This window comes from Pinirhizobacter sp. (assembly GCF_035317885.1).
Lineage (GTDB): Bacteria > Pseudomonadota > Gammaproteobacteria > Xanthomonadales > Rhodanobacteraceae > Pinirhizobacter.
Genome location: NZ_DATHFX010000532.1, coordinates 1 through 15,872 on the forward strand (window position 1 = coordinate 1; position 15,872 = coordinate 15,872).

Here is a 15,872-nt window from a genome sequence, read left to right on the forward strand (position 1 = left end):
AACACCGGCAGTGCCACGATCACGGTGGGAACAAGCAGCACCAGCACCCAGAGAATCAACAGCCGCCACTGCAGGGCCGACACGGCCGCCCCGGCGTAGGCCCCGAAACCGATCCTTCCCGTAAGGCCGTTCATAGCGTCACCAGCATGGCGTAGATTCCCTGCAACACGGCCCCGATGTCGGACGTCCAACGGCGTGCGGCCGCGCCACTGGCCTTGGTGGTGTAGCTGTCGTTGATTTTGTCGGTATCGAGGTTGATCTTGTGATCAGGGTCAAGCTCCGCCGACACCACCTTCACCGGCCGCTCGAACTCGAACCGCGCCCAGCGCCGCTCATCGTTCCAGGCCACCCGCTGCTTGACCCCGTCGGCGAACGTCACCTCCAGCACCTGCGGCGCCGGATTGCCATCACGTGCCACGGTGACCGTGCTGTGCCATGGGTAGGGACCTTCATCGTCCTTGGCATCGGCGTGCGAGCCCTTCCAGGCCTTGCGCTCATCGGCAATCCGCTTGGTGTTCTCTTCTTCGGTGACTTCCGTCCGCTTGCCGTCCTTGAGCGTAAGGCCGACTATCGGAAGCACTTCGGATGTATTGATGCGAACGACGCGATCGTCGATGAAACCGGTGCCGTAAACGTACTGGTTAAAGATGGTATTCACCGTGTCCGCATCACCGGTGGACTCGATCAACGACTGGCGCAGGTCCGCCGCTGACGGATGGCGGAAATGCCAACGCGCGTAGTACGCCTTGAAAGCCTTCTCCATGGCCTCGTGGCCCAGGCGCTCCTCCAGGTCGTGCATGGCGGTGGCCGTGCGTGAATACACCGTGCCATAGCTGGAACTGGAGAATCGATCCCAGGCGTTCTGGCCCAGGGGATCGGGAGGGAAGGAAAGCCCCGCTTCGATGCGTTCGAGATCGAAGCCGTTGACCGAGTTGGTGACACCCCACCACTTCATCTTCGAGTTGGCGAGGATCATCGGTTGGTTGCGCGCGCGCAGCATGCGCATGTCCCAATACTCGTTCATGCCTTCGTCGAGCATCGGCTCTTCGAATTCGTTCGTGGCCAGCAGGCCATAGAAGTAGCCGTGGCCAAACTCATGGATGGTGACGAAATCAAGGTTGAAGACGTTGCCGGTACCAGCCTCGACCTTGTCGTAGCCCTCGGCGGTGAAGAAGGTGGGATATTCCATGCCACCGGCTTCGTCGGCATTGAACGGCGGGATCACCGCGGTGGCGGTACGGTACGGATAGGCGCCGAGCGTGTCCGAAAAATAGGTGAGTGAGTCGATGGTGGCCTTCAGTGCCGGTTGCGCGGAGGCTTCGTATTCCGGCGGATACACCACCTTGACCTTCACGTGCGGACTTCCCGGATGATCCCATTCACCCTCGATGGTCTTGAAGCCGGGCGCCGCCATGAAAGCGAAGTCGTGCACGTCGCCCTGCTTGAAACGCCAGGTGAGGTCGCTGCCCTTGGCCAGCGGATCGCCTTGCTGCTCGCCCACGGCCGCCACCACGTAGTCCTTCGGGGCGGTCACGCTAACGTCGTAGCTACCGAAGTCGGCATAGAACTCACTGGAGAAATGGAACTCGTGCACGTTCCAGCGCGGCGCCGTGGCACCACGCTCACCGGCAAGTTCCAGTACACCGATCTTCGGGAACCACTGGCCCACCATGTTGAAATCGCCGACATGGCCGGTGCGCTCGATCACCTTCGGCAGCTGGCTGTGGAAATCGATGTCCAGATCCAGCGTTCCACCCGCCGGTACCGGCTGCGCCAGGTCGATGCGGGCCACCGTGTGGTCGGTGTCCGGCCCGTTGTCCGGGTGCACGAACGACCACTTCAGCGGCGTGCCGGCCTGGGCGACGCTCTTGAGGTCGATGTAGCCCCAATCACCCTTCTCGATCGTGCCCACGCCCCGCGAACGGCTCTGCGCCGTCATCACCTTGCGCTCGGTCATGAACGTGCTGCCGGCGCTTTCGAAGGCATTGAGATACAGGTGTACGTAGATCGCACTGACCGGCTGGTCGCTGCGGTTGCGCCAGGTGAGCTTTTCCTTCGCATCCACGGCGTGTTTGGGCGCATCGAGCGTAGCGTCGATGGTGTAGCCCACCACGCGATCGGACAGCGTGGCCTCCTTGCCGGTGCGTGGACCGCCCCAGGCCTCGGGGCTGCTCGGTACCAGGGCAGCAGCGGCATGCGGTGAAGCCAGGCCGATACCCGCCGGTGGCGCTGGCGGCGTGGTGGCCGCTGCCGTGGACGGTGGCTGTCTGGACGGTGGCGGTGCCGGCCGCGCGGATTGCGCGAACGAAGCGGATGAAATCAGCAAACCTGAGGCGAGCAAACTGCCCCAACTTTTGGCCATGCACAGCATGCAGCCCCCTCCCCGTAGTCGATCAGGCAGAGTGCGCCGGGCGCCGGTTCCGGTGGTATAGGCCAGAGGTCACGGTTGGATCATCGCAACAAACTGCGGCGTAGCGTGTTCCACCAAGCCATTGCCGCGGCGTTCGACGAGCAACACCGGCATGTGGCGGCGGCGCGCGAAAGCCAGCGAGCGCTCCACGCCCATCACGGAAAATGCCGTGCCCCAGGCGTCGGCCTGCATGCAATCCATGGCGACAATGCTGACCGAGGCCAGGTCGCCCCGCACCGGCCGACCGGTCGCCGGATCGATATGGTGCGACTGGCGTCCATCGGCTCCTGCATGGAAACGACGGTAATCGCCGGACGTGGCGATGGACATGTCAACAAGCCGCACGCTTGCCCCAATGTCGCCGGCACCCGCGGCAGCCGTTGCAGCGTCCGGGCGTTCCACGCCCACGCGCCACGGCGATCCGTCCACCTTGCGCCCGCGGGCACGCAATTCTCCACCCACTTCCACCAGGTAAGAGGCGATGCCCGCGCGTTCAAGCGCGCGGCCGGCCTCGTCCACGCCAAAGCCCTTGGCCACGGCCGAAAGATCGATCGCCACGCCACCAGGTTGTAGCGCGCGGCGCGTGGCGGTATCCAGGCGCAGGCGCTGCCAACCCACTCGCGCCCGGGCGGCATCGATGGACGACGACGATGGAGGCATGGCCGAAGGTATCGCCGGGCCGAACCCCCACAGGTTGACCAACGGGCCCACCGTCGGGTCGTAAGCGCCTTCACTGTCGCGGGCCACGGACAGCGCATGGGCCAACACGGTAAAGAACTCCGGCTCCAGCACCTGCCAGCTACCCGCCGGTGCCCGGTTGAAGCGATTGAGCGACGAGTCGGGTTTGTATGTGCTCATCTGCTGGTCCACACGGTCCAGCGCGGCCTGCACCACCCCTTGCAGGGTCGGCAGATCCGACGATGCCGGCACTATCACCGTGGCCGTCCAGCTGGTGCCCATGGTCAGGCCCTTGAGACTGCCCATGCGGATAGACGGCGCCGCGGGCACCGTGGTCGACGCCAGCACGAGGTACGCGCACGACACGCACGCCGCAATGCGACGCGCCCAACGCCAGCGTGCCCGATACCCGCCCGCCATTACTGGGGCAGCACTTCCAGCGTGGCGGTGTATGCCAGCCGACGCTCCGTGGCCTGCTTCACCGAAGCCTTGCCGTCTTCAGTGGAAGCACTCATCCAGTACATGCCGGCCGCGGGCCAGGTAAAACTGAAACTGCCGTCGGCTGCGGTGGTGGCGTTGAGTTCCCCGGCAGCATCGCGATAGCGCGTGGCACCGGCGATCGCGGTCACCTTGATGCCCGATACAGGCTTGCCATCGAGCAGCAGGCGGAACGTGGCCGCCTCGCCGCTGGCAAGATCGTTCGGGTGTGTTACCGGCGCCAGTTCCAAGCCCCGGTTGGTGGGCTTGAACACGCCCTGGGTGGTTGCGCCGGCGGTGACGAAACTCTCCACCCGCGATACCGACTCCGATACCTTGACCCCGGTCGCTGCGGCGGGAATCGCCGTGGCAAGTTCGCCCGCCGTGCCCCGCCAGCGCTTCTTCTCGCCGGCCAGCGTGTAGGTGGCGAGCAATCCATCGTTGCGCAAGGCAATGCGATACGTGCCGGGCCGGGCCAGGTGCACGTCGAAGGTGCTGCGGAACTTGCCGGTGGCCGCGTTCTCTGGCGCAACGGCGGCGCCATCGGGCGCAGTGACCTCGATGCGGTCCATCGGCGCCGGGAAATGATCGGGATAGTAAAGATCGTTGGAGATGGCGGCATCGACCGTCACCCAGGCGTCGCCGCCGCTGAGCACGGTGGCCGAGGGCACGATCCACATCTTGTGCGCGCGGGCCGCCTGCGGCAGCGCAGCGGCGAAGACAAGGGCAAGGGCCGTGGCGGCATGGATCATCTTCATGGCAATAATTCCTAGTGAATGATGTCTAGGGTGACCAGGCCAAGCTCGTCCTTGCCATGCACCGAGAGTGGCGCACGCGGATCGACAGGCCAGGCGAAGGGCAACCGCAGCACCTCGCGGCCACCCACTTCACGGGCAGCCTCAACGACGAGTTCGTAACGGCCCGGGGGCAGGTTGCCCAATGGCGGCGATCCTGATGCGAGGTTCAACCGATGCTGGCCGGCGGGCCGCGTGGCACCACTGACGCCGTCGACGGGCATGGCCGTATCGCGACCGGAACGCCTCCACCATTGGCGAAGATCCTTCAACCACTTGGTGCCTTCGTTGTCGGCCTTGCGCACGTCGTACCAGACGGCCAGGTTCGCAACGACGGTGTGGTCCTCGCGCTCGATCCAGGCGGCGACGTAAGGCCGGTGGTATTCGGCCACCTTAAGTGGCGGAATGGTCACCGAGATGGCCAGTTGCGTGGCAATGGCAGGCAACGGCAACACGATGGCGACGACCAGGACAAGCCACTTGTGCATTGGTTATTTCCGTTTGGTCAGTGGATCAGGAACAGCACGATCAGCAACGGCAACAGCAGGCCGAAACCCACCATCGGCCAGGTCGCGGCGCGGCGCGCGGCATGCAGCTTCAACAGGAACAGGCCGCTGATGGCGAACACCAGGCACGCCACGGCGAACACGTCCAGGAACACCGACCAGGCCAGGCCTGCATTGCGGCCCTTGTGCAGGTCGTTGGCCCAGGCCACCCATCCGCGGTCGGTGGCTTCGTAGGTGATGGCGCCATCGGTGCGGTCGATGGTGAGCCAGGCGTCACCGCCGGGCCGCGGCAGGCCCAGGTAGGCTTCATCGTCGCTCCACTCCGGCGCCACCGGCCCCACCTGCACGCCGATCGCACGGCGGATGTCCTGCACCACCGCGCCGGGAAGCGCGCCGCGGCCCCCCGTGGCCTGCAGTGCCGCCAGGGCGCCGGCGCCCAGGGTTCCGGAACGATGTTCCGTCGACGCTGTCGATTCGATGCTACGGGCGTGGTTGAGCGTGATGCCGGTGATGGCGAACAGCAGCAAACCAGCCAGGCAGACCGCGGAACTGACCCAGTGCCAGGTGTGCAGTTGCTTCAGCCACCAGGCGCGGCGCTTGCGGTCGGCGTGGGCGTCGGCCATGGGCGGGTCTACGTTCCTTCAGTCGGTTCGTGGTCGAATATGCGTGCCCGGCGTGACCCGGGGCAGATGACGGCCGTCCGTGGCCGCCATCGCAAGAAGTTACGATGTTGACACAAATGAGAATCACTAGCAAAGAGGTGGAACCACCATGCGCATTCTCGTAGCCGAAGACGACAGCTCCATCTCGGCAGGTATCTGCGCCTCGCTGCGCCAGGGCGGCCACGCCGTGGACCATGTCGCCGACGGACAACGCGCCGACCATGCACTTCGAGACCACACGTACGACCTGCTCGTGCTGGACCTCGGCCTGCCGCTGCTGGACGGTAGCGACGTGCTTACGCGCCTGCGCCGCCGCGGCACGGAGTTGCCGGTGATCGTAGTGACGGCTCGCGAAGGCCTTCGCGAGCGCGTCCGTGTGCTCGACCTGGGCGCCGACGACTACCTGGTCAAGCCGTTCGCCCTGGCCGAGCTTGATGCGCGCGTACGCGCGCAACTACGCCGGCGGACCAGCAACGGCACGCCCGAATGGACCATGGGCAAGCTCCGCCTGGATCTCCCGGGCCATCGGGCCTGGGTGGAGGAAACCCCGCTGGAACTCACCGCGCGCGAATTCGGCCTGCTCGAGGCCCTGGCCGCGCGCCCGGACCGTGTCACCAGCCGCGCGCAGTTGATCGAGGCGCTGTGCAACTGGGACCAGGATCTCACCGACAACGGACTGGACATCGCCCTGCACCGGTTGCGGCGCAAGCTCAAGGGTTCGGGTACCAGCGTGCGTACGGTGCGCGGCCTGGGCTACCTGCTCGAGGAAGCCGAAGCCACAGCCACCGAGCACTAAGGGCGTGTCCAGCCGATCCCGCGCCCCTGGCGCCACGCCGAGCCTGCGCGGGCGGCTGCTGACCTTCCTGCTGGTACCGGTGTTGCTGGTGCTGGTGGGTGATGCCTTGCTCACCTATGCCGGCGCGCTGGCCTATTCGAACTCGATCCACGACAAGGATCTCTCCGATTCGGCCGTGACGCTCGCCACCATGGAAAGCAGCCATGGACTGGCCGGCGACATCGCGCCGCAGGCGCGCTTCCTTCTGGAATTCGATCCGGATGGACGCACTTTCTTCACCATCGACAGCAGCAAGCGCGGCCGCCTGGACCAGAACGAGGACATCCCGCCCAATGCCACCGTGCCCGCGGTGGGCGCGGCGCCGCAGCTCTACGACACCATGCACCGGCGCCGTCCCCTGCGCGCGGCTGTGATGCGGGTACCAAGCGCGGATGATCCTTCGGACATCCTGACCATCCAGGTCGCCGAGACGCTGAAGGGCCGGCGCCAGCGTGCGGGGGAAATCCTGCTGCTTACCGTGCCGCTTCAATCGCTGCTGATCCTGGCCATCCTGTGCCTGGTGTGGTTCGGCGTGACCCACGGGCTGCGCGTGCTGGACCCCCTGACCGCACGCCTGGCGCGGCGCGAACACGACCTGGGACCAATCGGCGACACCGACGTGCCGGTGGAGATCCTGCCGCTGACGCGCACCATCGACGGCTTGTTCGCCCGCCTGCGCGGCGTGTTCGTCCTGCAGGAGCGTTTCATCGCCGACGCCGCGCACCAGCTGCGCACGCCGTTGGCGGGACTTCGCATGCACGTGGAACGCGCGCAGGCCAACCGCAGCCCCGAGGCGATGGCCGATGCCTTCGAACACATCGAACGACTCACCGCGCGCGCCTCGCGCGCCTCCACCCAGCTGCTGTCACTCACCCGCGCCCAATCGCCCAACAGCGACCACACGCCGCTGATGGACATCGACCTGCAGAAGGCCGTGCCCGGCATGGTCGGCCAGCGCATCCACGATGCGATCGCCGCGGGTGTCGACCTCGGCTTCGAAGGTGGCGACCAGCCACGCGTGGTGCGCGGCGACTCATTGATGCTGCAGGAAATGCTCGACAACCTGATCGACAACGCCATCGCCCATGCCGGGCGCGGAAGTTCAGTGACCGTGAGCGTGGCCGCCGACCCGGCGGGCGGTTCGCAGCTGATCGTGGAAGACAACGGCCCGGGCGTGCCCGACGAATGGCTGTCACGGCTGGGCGAGCGGTTTTTCCGCGCGCCCAATGCGCGCGAAGGCGGCACCGGCCTTGGCCTTGCCATCGTCGAGCGGATCGCCGACGTGCATGCGGCGAACGTGCGTTTTGCCCACGCCCGCGGCGGCGGCCTGCGGGTGGAAATCGTCTTTCCCGTGGCCATCGAAAGGTGACTGAAACCGCCGGGCCGCAACCTCTTGCCTATGGCTGGACTACCCACGCCACGGACTGACATTGATGACCGCGCCTGCTGAATTTACCCTTCCCGGCGACCGCTTGGGCGTGTTGCTGGTCCACGGTTTGACCGGCACCCCCACCGAGATGCGCCTGGTCGGCAAGGGCCTGAACCGTGCCGGCTTCACCGTACACGGCGTGCAACTGGCCGGCCATTGCGGAAGCGAGGAGGACCTCCTGGCCACCACCTGGCAGGATTGGTACGCAAGCGTCGAGGCCGCCGCGATGCAGATGCGCGCAACATGTGACCATATATTCGTCGCCGGCCTTTCGATGGGAGCGCTGCTGGCGCTGAAGCTCGCCGCCGGGCGGCCAGACCTGGTGAGCGGCGTAGGCGTGTTCGGTGCCACGTTCCGTTACGACGGCTGGAGCATCCCCTGGAAAGCGAAGCTCTCCTTCCTGCTGCCGCTGTTCAAGAAGCTCGGCATCGGCCGCAACCGCAGCTTCATGGAAGAACCGCCCTATGGCATCCGTGATGAGCGCCTGCGTGCGCAGGTCAGCCGGCAGATGCTCCAGGGTGATAGCGCGGCCGCCGGCTTGCCGGGTAATCCATGGCACGCGCTGGCCGAAATGTTCGTGCTCTCAAGACAGGTTCAACGCGACCTGCCGCGGGTGACCGCGCCGTGCCTGATAGCCCATGCCGTCGACGACGACATAGCCAGCCTTGGCAATGCCTACCTGGTGCGCGACCGTGTCGCCGGGCGCGTGAAGATGCTCCTGCTGCGCGACAGCTATCACATGATCACCATCGACCGCGAACGCAACGTGCTGGTGGACGCGGCGGCGGCATTCTTCCGTGATGTCGCCGGCCCCATGCGCGCGGCCGCTTAGATCCGCCGATGAACACGCTGGCCCTGGGCCTGTGGCTGGCCAACATCTCGCTGGACACGGTCGGCCAACTTTCCTTCAAGGCCGCAGCGGGTGATCCGGACGCAGGCGTTGGCCTGGCGCGGTGGAAGCACATGCTGGCTCGTCCCTGGCTGTGGCTCGGTGGCGGCTGCTATGTGGTGGAGTTCCTGGTATGGATCGCCTTCCTTTCACTGGTACCGCTGTCCGATGGCGTATTGCTCGGTTCGATCAACATCGTGGTGGTGATGCTGGCCGGCCGCTGGCTGTTCGGCGAGCGGCTGACACCCCTGCGCGTGACCGGCATGGCACTGGTGAGCCTGGGCGTGGCCATCGTGGGAGCCACCTGATGCGCCGCTTCTACGTGGTGGGTTTCCTGTGCCTGATGGCGTTCGACACGCTGGCGCAGCTTTCCTTCAAGATGGCCGGCAACCATGCGCTGCCGGTGGAAGCCAGTACCGCGTGGTTATGGCGCGTGTTTTCCCATCCGTGGATCTATGGCGCCATCATCGGTTACCTCGGTGCGTTCTTCAGCTGGATGACCTTGCTGCAGCGCGCGCCGATCGGCCCCGCGTTCGCCGCCTCGCACCTTGAAGTCGTGAGTGTATTGCTGCTTTCGGCATGGTTGTTCAACGAGGCACTGACACCGGGGCGCGTTACCGGCGCCCTGGCCATCATCGCAGGCATTGTGTGCCTGGCGCTGGCCGAACGCGATGCAGCGCCAAACTGAAATCCCGCCAACCGCGGGGCTGCCGCTGCGCTGGCGCGATCTTTTGCCGCGCCGGCCCCGCCTGGCCACGCGCGCGGCCGGGTTCTTAGGCTGCGAGGATGCCCTCCTCACCTGCTCAGGCTCAGCGGCGCTGGTGATCGCGCTTCGCGCCTTGCACGCCATGGCGCCATCGCGCCGCGAAGTGGTGATGCCAGGCTACACGTGCCCGCTCGTCGGCCTGGCGGTGCGGCGCGCCGGCCTTGAACCGAAGCTTTGCGACACCGAGCACGGTGGCTTCGGCTTCGATCCCCGGCAACTGGAAGACACGTGCAACGAACGCACGCTGGCTGTGTTGCCCACCCACCTGGCCGGACGTATCGTGGACGTGGCCACCATCTCGCACATCGCCGGCAATGCCGGTGCCTTCGTCGTCGAGGACGCCGCGCAGGCGCTGGGTGCGCGGGTGGGCGACGAGAGCGTGGGCATGCAGGGGGACGTGGGGTTCTTCAGCCTTGCCGCCGGCAAGGGCCTTTCGATTTTCGAAGGAGGCCTGCTGGTAAGCCGCCGCCCGGACGTCCGCCGGGCGATGGGCGACGTACACCAGCCACGGCGCCTGGACTGGGAACTGCGGCGCAGCGCCGAACTGGTGGGCTATGCCGCGCTCTACCATCCGCGCGGGTTGCGCCGGGCCTATGGCGATCCATTACGCCGCTCCCTGGCCCGTGGCGAACTGGTGCAGGCGGTGGGCGACGACATGCCCGATGGCCTGCCCTTCCATCGCGTGGGTCGTTGGCGCAATGGCGTGGGCAGTGCGGCGATCACCCGCCTGCCCGCATTCCTTGCCGCCGGCAACCACCGCGCCGCGCGCCGCCTGCCGCGGCTGCGTGCCATCCACGGCGTGCACGTGTTTGGCGATGGCGCGGGCCAGCACGGCACCTGGCCCTACTTCCTGCTGCGCCTGTGTGACCGTGCCACCCGCGACCTTGCGATGGATGCCCTGTGGACCGGGGGCCGGGGCGTCAGCCGCCTCTTCATCCACGCCATGGCCGACTACCCGGCGCTGGGACCGATTCCCGGCGACGTTCCCAATGCGCGCGACTTCGCAGCGCGCAGCATGACCATCAGCAACAGCCCATGGCTCGATGATGTGACGTTTGAATCGATCTGCCGCGTGCTCGAGCGCGTGGCGCGGGCACGGCCCTAGGCGCGCAGGGCTTCGAGCAGCCGGAGGTTCAGCGCGTGCTGCCCGGCCTGCCAGCCGGCCAGTTCCGCCCCGCCGACGAGCGGCTGGTCGTCCAACGCGCTCAGCCAGCGCTTGACCGGGTTGCGGTAACGATAGGCGGAAATCTCACCGGTAACGTCGCTTCCCACCAGGTTCCCTTGCAAGGCATTGATCACCGCCAGCGCGTGGTCTTCGTCAAACACACCCTGGTCCCAGTTGGTCCGGGCGACGCCGGGGGCGAACACGTCCTTGTCGATCGACAGGTACGTCGGCTCCTGCGCGTATTCACGGCAGAACGCATCGACCAGTTCATCGGGCGTGGCGAACGGCCGGAAGCGCGCGGCCATCCCCAAGCGCCTGGCCCAGGAAACATCAACCTCGAGACTCCAGTAAGTGAGCTTGCCGCGGCGCAACGGCGCCAGGTAGTTCTCCCAGGCACGCCGCGCTCCAATGTCGCTGGAGGTGATGCCCAGCACGTGCACGTGGCTTACCTGCTCCAGCGCCGCCACGCGCCGTACCCAGGAGCCGCAATGCACGCCCCAGGCGAAACGCATGTTGTCCGGATGATTGTCCAGCACCACCACCTGGAAACGCCCTTCCCGGCCGCGACGTTCGATCAGGGGCAGCGACAAGTGATGGAAGTCGCCGCTACCCATGAACACCGTGCCGTGCCGCTCGGGAAGGATGGCGTCCAGCGTGGCGCCGAAACGCCGCATGGCGCGCCAGGTGGCGGCAAAGCGCAAGGCTTCCTCCCATTCGCGCAAAGGCAGTACCAGTCGTGCCGGCAAGCTGCCTAGCGAGCCGTCCAGATCCAGCACCACCGGCGCGCTTGCGATCACGATGCAGCCTCGGCTTCGAAGCGGCAGGCCATGCGGCGCAGCGCTGCACGCAGCAGCCGGTTGCGCGCAAACACCGCGTGTCGCGTCGGGGTAAACCGCGCGCCCAGCGATGCCTTCACCTCGGAGTCGGTCCAGCCGGCAACGTACGCCGACAATCCCCGCTCGCGCGCATGGGCAAGATTGTGCATCCAGCTCACCGCATAAAGGTTGTGCGTGCGCGCTTCCGGGTAGGCCAGGCCAATGTATTTGTCGACCAGGCGGCCGCGATACTCGTAACAGAGGTTCCAGCCGACCAGGCGTCCGGCGTGGCGGTAAAGGAAAACCGTGCCGCCGCTGTCGGCATCGGTGAAGAGCCCCCGCAGGTAGGCCGGTTGTAGCCTGTCGAAGTGGATTTCGCTTTGCGCGTAGACGTTTTCGTACAGCGCGATCATCTCATCCAGATGCGAGGGCGCCGCCAGCGCCGGTCCCGTCGGCACGGCCTGGATGTCCAGGTCCGCTCGGCTGCGCAGCTTGCGGCGGATGTTTTTTCGCCGCGACGCCGACAACCGCGCCAGGTACGCATCTTCGTCGGCAAAGTCGATCGGCACCCACGCCAGCGCCTGGCCGTCGAGCAGGACGAAACCTTCAGCCATGCAAGCCGTCGCGAAGGCGGCAGTCCAGGCGTTCTCGTCCGCTGACAACAACGGCGACTGGGTGGGGAGATCCTTGACGATCAACAATGCACGGGCGCCGCCCTGCTCGACGCGCAGCTGGCGGGCCATCGCGCGCGGATCGGCACCGGGTGGAAACAGCGCATACTCGCTCACCGTGGAACCGACGAAACGCGTGCGCCAGCGCAACAGGCGCGACAGGCCCGGTACGCGGTGCAACGATGCGCGCATCGCGTCATCGGCAGTGGTCAATAGGTCGAACGGCGTGTCGAACATCGGCACGCCATCGACGGAGGTGAGGCTGCGGAAGCCCGCCGGCGGCGCCAGGCTGAACTCGCGCAACAGGCCCCAGGGCTCGAGCTGGTTGATGAACGCCATGCCCTGCCCCGGCCGCCCAGGTTCAGGCTTTCTTCGCGCGCGTCAGCAGCTGGTCGAGCAGCGAGATCGCAAGGTCGATCTCCTCAACGCTGATCTCAAGCGACGGCGCGAAGGTGATCACGTTCTTGTACCAGCCACCGACATCCAGTACCAGGCCGATCTTCCGGCCCTGGTGTTCCAGGTCGCCGGCAAGGCCAATGTCGACCATGCGATCGAGCAGCGCCTTGTTGGGCGTGAACCCGTCCTCGGTGCAGATCTCCGCGCGCAAGGCCAGGCCCAGGCCGTCGACGTCGCCGATTTCCTTGTGCTTCTTCTGTAGGTCGCGCAAGCCTGCGAGGAAATGCGCACCCTTGGCGGGCACGGTGGTTTCGTAATCGAGCTCATAACCCATCTTGATCACTTCCAGTCCAAGCGAGGTGCCGAGCGGGTTGGAATTGAAGGTGGAATGGGTGGACCCCGGCGGGAAGATCTCCGGATTGATCAGCTCCTCGCGTGCCCACAGGCCCGAGAGCGGGTTCAGGCCATTGGTGAGCGCCTTGCCGAAGACGATCACATCAGGCGTTACGCCGAAATGCTCGATCGACCATAGCTTGCCGGTGCGCCAGAAACCCATCTGGATCTCATCGACCACCATCAGGATGCCGTGCTTGTCCAGCACCTTCTTCAGGCCCTGGAAGAAGCCCATCGGCGGCACCACGTAGCCGCCGGTGCCCTGGATCGGCTCGACGTAGAACGCTGCGTATTCGCTCTGGCCGGTCTTGGTGTCGAGCACGCCGTTGTATTCGGTCTCGAACAGGCGCGCGAACTGGTTCACGCAATGATCGGAGTATTCCTCCGGTGTCATGCCTTTGGGACGGCGGAACGGATACGGGAACGGCAGGAACATCGCCCGGTCGCTGAAGTGGCCAAAACGGCGGCGGTAGCGATAGCTGGAGGTAATGGCCGAGGCACCGAGCGTGCGCCCGTGGTAACCGCCTTCGAAGGCGAACATCAGCTGCTTGCCGTTGCAGGCATTGCGTACGATCTTCAGGGAGTCTTCCACCGCCTGCGCGCCGCCCACGTTGAAATGGCAGCGCCCCTTCAGGCCGAACTTCTTCTGCGCATCCTGTGCGATGGTCCTGGCGAGCTCGATCTTGGTCGGATGCAGGTACTGGCTTGCCACCTGCGGAAGCAGGTCGATCTGTTCCTTCAGCTTGTCGTTCAGCCGCTTGTTGCCGTAACCGAAGTTGACCGCCGAGTACCACATCTGCAGGTCGAGGAAGGGCACGTTGGCGCTGTCGTAGATGAAGCTTCCCTCGGCACGGCGGAAGATCTTCGGCGGGTCGACATAGTGCACGGTGTCGCCGAACGAGCAGTACTCCGCTTCGTCGGCAAGCAGCTGCGCGTCGTCGTTGGCAATGATGGTGTCTTTCGGGAAGAGGGTCATGCGGGCAATTTCTCGGTGTGCAGCGGGAGCGTCGTGTGGGTGTCGGTAAGGCTGCCGTCGAGCAGCGAGGGCAACAGGGCGATGGCCTCATCGAAGCTGGCGATCGGCGCATAGGGAATGCCCGCCGAACGACAGTGTTCGATCAGGCGGTGCTTGGCGAAGACGAAGTCCACGCGGTCGGCGGCGCAGAAGTCGGACGCGCCATCGCCGATCAGCAGGGTGCGCGCCGGCACCAGGGCCGCGCGCGATGCCACCGCGCATTTACAGGTGCCCGCGCCGCAGCCTGCGCTGCTGGAGGGGGATTGCAGCGTCCATTGCCTGCAACCTGCAGGTTGCAGGCTATTGGCGGACACGGGCAGATGGTCCAGGCCGTACCGGCCCAGGATGCGTGCGATGGCGTAGTCCAGGCCATCGCTGACGATGCGCAGGCCTACACGGCAGTCGTGGGCAAGCTCCACGAAAGCGGCGAAGCCGTGGTCAATGCCGAGGGAGTCCAGGTGCGCGTCCAGTTCGTCGCGCGAGACGTCGAGCAAGCCCACCTGGCCTTGCATGCATTCGCGCGAACCGATGCGACCGGCACGCCAGTCGTCCTCGAGCGCCTCCCAGCCGGGACGGCCGAAGCGCACCAACAAGGAATCGATGACATCTTCCACCGCGACGGTGCCATCGAAGTCGCAAAGGATGGTCCACGGCGTGGACGGGGCGATCAACACTATGCGCTCCTGCGCACGAGATTGACGCAAAGGCTAGGCACGCAAGCTTTCGAGCCCCTTTCCATGTTCCTGCGATTTATAAACTATGATCGCCGCACCGTTGAGGAGCGGCTGGTTTCTTATGGAATGCTTATGAAATGCAGTGTGGCCGCCCTGCTTGGGAGTGGCATGGCGTTGGCCGTTTTTGCCACGGGAAGCCTTGCGCAGGAAACGTCCACGTATGCCCTGGGCGTGGGTGTCGAGCGCATGCCCGGATGGGTCGGATCAAGCGACCATCGCAGCCAGGTGGTGCCCTACATCGACATCGACGTGCCGCACCTGGGTTCCATTTCCACCACCGACGGCCTGGAGCTCGACCTCATCGACGGCGAGGCCTGGCATGGCGGCATCTATGGCAACTACCTGTGGGGACGCACGCGGGATTCGTTGGGCAAGCTGGGCGGCATCATCCCCCCGCTGTCGCCGCGCATCCACGGCGGCGGATACCTGGAATACCGTTTCGACAAGACCTTCAGCATGGGCGCGCAACTGTCGCACGACACACAGGGAGCGGGCGTTTATACGGCCATTTACGGCGACGTCAACCTGCCCGGCTTCTGGTATGTCGAGCATTCGGTCGAAGTGCAATGGAACGGCATGAACGGAGCGGCCATGCGCCGCTTCTTCGGTGTCACGCAGGACCAGGCGCAGGCCATCGGCACGTCGCCCTGGCGGCCCGGTGCCGGAGCCGAGCTCGCCACGATCGAATACGACGCCTTCATTCCCACAAGCCATAAGACCGGATTTGCGCTGGCCATCAACGTGGGCCGCCTGCAAGGTGACGCAGCGCGCAGCCCGCTGGTGCGCAGCTACGGTTCGGCCACGCAGGTCACCACGTCATTGGCGTGGCTGGTGCACTTCTGAGGGCAGCCTTGGCACGGCCAGCAGCATCGCCGCCAGCGTAATTTCAGCGATCGTCGCGCGTCCATATGGCGCCGTCTTCTTCGCGGACGGGGAACACCGCGACCGGCTCCCACGCCGGCGGACAGGTGACTTCGCCAGTGCGCAGGTCGAAGCGCGCGCCGTGGCGGATGCACTCCACCTCGTAACCGACCACCGGACCCCCGGCCAGCTCGCCGCCGTCATGGGTACAGGTGTCCTCGATGGCATGGAGCTCGCCGTCTATGTTGTAAACGGCGATCGGGGTGTCGCCGTCGAAGACCACGCGGAACTCGCCCGGCAGCAATTCGCTGCGCGTCCCCACCCGGATCCAGCCGTTCACGGGGCCACCAGCAGCCTGGACACCTTGCGCAGCGCG

The 15,872-nt window shown here is 65.9% G+C and carries 17 protein-coding genes; 7 read left to right on the forward strand and 10 right to left on the reverse strand.

All coding sequences use genetic code 11. The features are described 5' to 3' along the window. Window positions 1–130 precede the first annotated feature (130 nt). From VK519_RS17485 to VK519_RS17505, 5 genes are all read right to left on the reverse strand, one after another. Window positions 131–2,362: a M1 family metallopeptidase gene (locus tag VK519_RS17485; RefSeq protein WP_324351905.1), complete on the reverse strand. Its 2,232-nt coding sequence runs from the start codon at window positions 2,360–2,362 to the stop codon at window positions 131–133. A 78-nt stretch (window positions 2,363–2,440) separates the two neighbouring features. Continuing rightward, a complete protein-coding gene (locus tag VK519_RS17490; protein ID WP_414692771.1) occupies window positions 2,441–3,418 on the reverse strand; it encodes an FAD:protein FMN transferase in 978 nt (325 codons plus the stop codon). Between the two features lie 89 nt (window positions 3,419–3,507). Next, on the reverse strand, window positions 3,508–4,317 hold the full coding sequence (locus VK519_RS17495; protein ID WP_324351931.1) for a DUF4198 domain-containing protein: 810 nt from the start codon (window positions 4,315–4,317) through the stop codon (window positions 3,508–3,510). A 17-nt stretch (window positions 4,318–4,334) separates the two neighbouring features. Then, complete coding sequence (locus VK519_RS17500; protein WP_324351908.1) at window positions 4,335–4,847, reverse strand: DUF2271 domain-containing protein; 513 nt, start codon at window positions 4,845–4,847, stop codon at window positions 4,335–4,337. A gap of 17 nt (window positions 4,848–4,864) precedes the next feature. Then, the gene (locus VK519_RS17505; protein ID WP_324351910.1) at window positions 4,865–5,488 is read right to left on the reverse strand and encodes a PepSY-associated TM helix domain-containing protein; all 624 of its coding nucleotides are present in this window, start codon (window positions 5,486–5,488) and stop codon (window positions 4,865–4,867) included. Between the two features lie 148 nt (window positions 5,489–5,636). On the opposite strand from VK519_RS17505, the gene VK519_RS17510 reads away from it, so the two are divergent. From VK519_RS17510 to VK519_RS17535, 6 genes are all read left to right on the forward strand, one after another. Continuing rightward, complete coding sequence (locus VK519_RS17510; RefSeq protein ID WP_324351912.1) at window positions 5,637–6,323, forward strand: response regulator; 687 nt, start codon at window positions 5,637–5,639, stop codon at window positions 6,321–6,323. Window positions 6,324–6,327: 4 nt separating this feature from the next. Then, window positions 6,328–7,731 carry a sensor histidine kinase gene (locus VK519_RS17515; RefSeq protein WP_324351914.1) on the forward strand — a complete coding sequence of 468 codons (1,404 nt, stop codon included), beginning with the start codon at window positions 6,328–6,330 and terminating at the stop codon, window positions 7,729–7,731. Window positions 7,732–7,795: 64 nt separating this feature from the next. Further along, a complete protein-coding gene (locus VK519_RS17520) occupies window positions 7,796–8,623 on the forward strand; it encodes an alpha/beta hydrolase (RefSeq protein ID WP_324351916.1) in 828 nt (275 codons plus the stop codon). A gap of 8 nt (window positions 8,624–8,631) precedes the next feature. Beyond that, the gene (locus VK519_RS17525) at window positions 8,632–8,988 is read left to right on the forward strand and encodes a DMT family transporter (RefSeq protein ID WP_324351917.1); all 357 of its coding nucleotides are present in this window, start codon (window positions 8,632–8,634) and stop codon (window positions 8,986–8,988) included. Further along, window positions 8,988–9,368, forward strand: a complete 381-nt coding sequence (locus tag VK519_RS17530) for a DMT family transporter (protein ID WP_324351919.1) — start codon at window positions 8,988–8,990, stop codon at window positions 9,366–9,368. The genes VK519_RS17525 and VK519_RS17530 overlap by 1 nt, the downstream gene beginning before the upstream one ends. After that, window positions 9,352–10,551, forward strand: coding sequence for a DegT/DnrJ/EryC1/StrS family aminotransferase (locus VK519_RS17535; RefSeq protein ID WP_324351921.1), 1,200 nt, complete (start codon window positions 9,352–9,354; stop codon window positions 10,549–10,551). The genes VK519_RS17530 and VK519_RS17535 overlap by 17 nt, the downstream gene beginning before the upstream one ends. On the opposite strand, the gene VK519_RS17540 is transcribed toward VK519_RS17535, so the two are convergent. The 4 genes from VK519_RS17540 to VK519_RS17555 are packed head-to-tail and all read right to left on the reverse strand — an operon-like array spanning window position 10,548 to window position 14,575. Further along, window positions 10,548–11,405 carry an arginase family protein gene (locus VK519_RS17540; RefSeq protein WP_324351933.1) on the reverse strand — a complete coding sequence of 286 codons (858 nt, stop codon included), beginning with the start codon at window positions 11,403–11,405 and terminating at the stop codon, window positions 10,548–10,550. The two genes, VK519_RS17535 and VK519_RS17540, sit on opposite strands and share 4 nt — an antisense overlap. Continuing rightward, window positions 11,405–12,436 carry a GNAT family N-acetyltransferase gene (locus tag VK519_RS17545; protein WP_324351923.1) on the reverse strand — a complete coding sequence of 344 codons (1,032 nt, stop codon included), beginning with the start codon at window positions 12,434–12,436 and terminating at the stop codon, window positions 11,405–11,407. Before VK519_RS17545 ends, VK519_RS17540 begins: the two co-directional genes overlap by 1 nt. Before the next feature lie 22 nt (window positions 12,437–12,458). Then, window positions 12,459–13,862 carry an aspartate aminotransferase family protein gene (locus tag VK519_RS17550; protein WP_324351925.1) on the reverse strand — a complete coding sequence of 468 codons (1,404 nt, stop codon included), beginning with the start codon at window positions 13,860–13,862 and terminating at the stop codon, window positions 12,459–12,461. Continuing rightward, complete coding sequence (locus tag VK519_RS17555) at window positions 13,859–14,575, reverse strand: HAD-IB family phosphatase (protein ID WP_324351927.1); 717 nt, start codon at window positions 14,573–14,575, stop codon at window positions 13,859–13,861. The genes VK519_RS17550 and VK519_RS17555 overlap by 4 nt, the downstream gene beginning before the upstream one ends. A gap of 132 nt (window positions 14,576–14,707) precedes the next feature. Between VK519_RS17555 and VK519_RS17560 the strand changes: the two genes are divergently transcribed. Next, window positions 14,708–15,478, forward strand: coding sequence for a MipA/OmpV family protein (locus VK519_RS17560; protein ID WP_324351929.1), 771 nt, complete (start codon window positions 14,708–14,710; stop codon window positions 15,476–15,478). A 43-nt stretch (window positions 15,479–15,521) separates the two neighbouring features. Here VK519_RS17560 and VK519_RS17565 read toward each other — a convergent pair whose 3' ends face one another. Beyond that, a complete protein-coding gene (locus VK519_RS17565; protein WP_324351935.1) occupies window positions 15,522–15,836 on the reverse strand; it encodes a non-heme iron oxygenase ferredoxin subunit in 315 nt (104 codons plus the stop codon). Window positions 15,837–15,872: the final 36 nt, after the last annotated feature.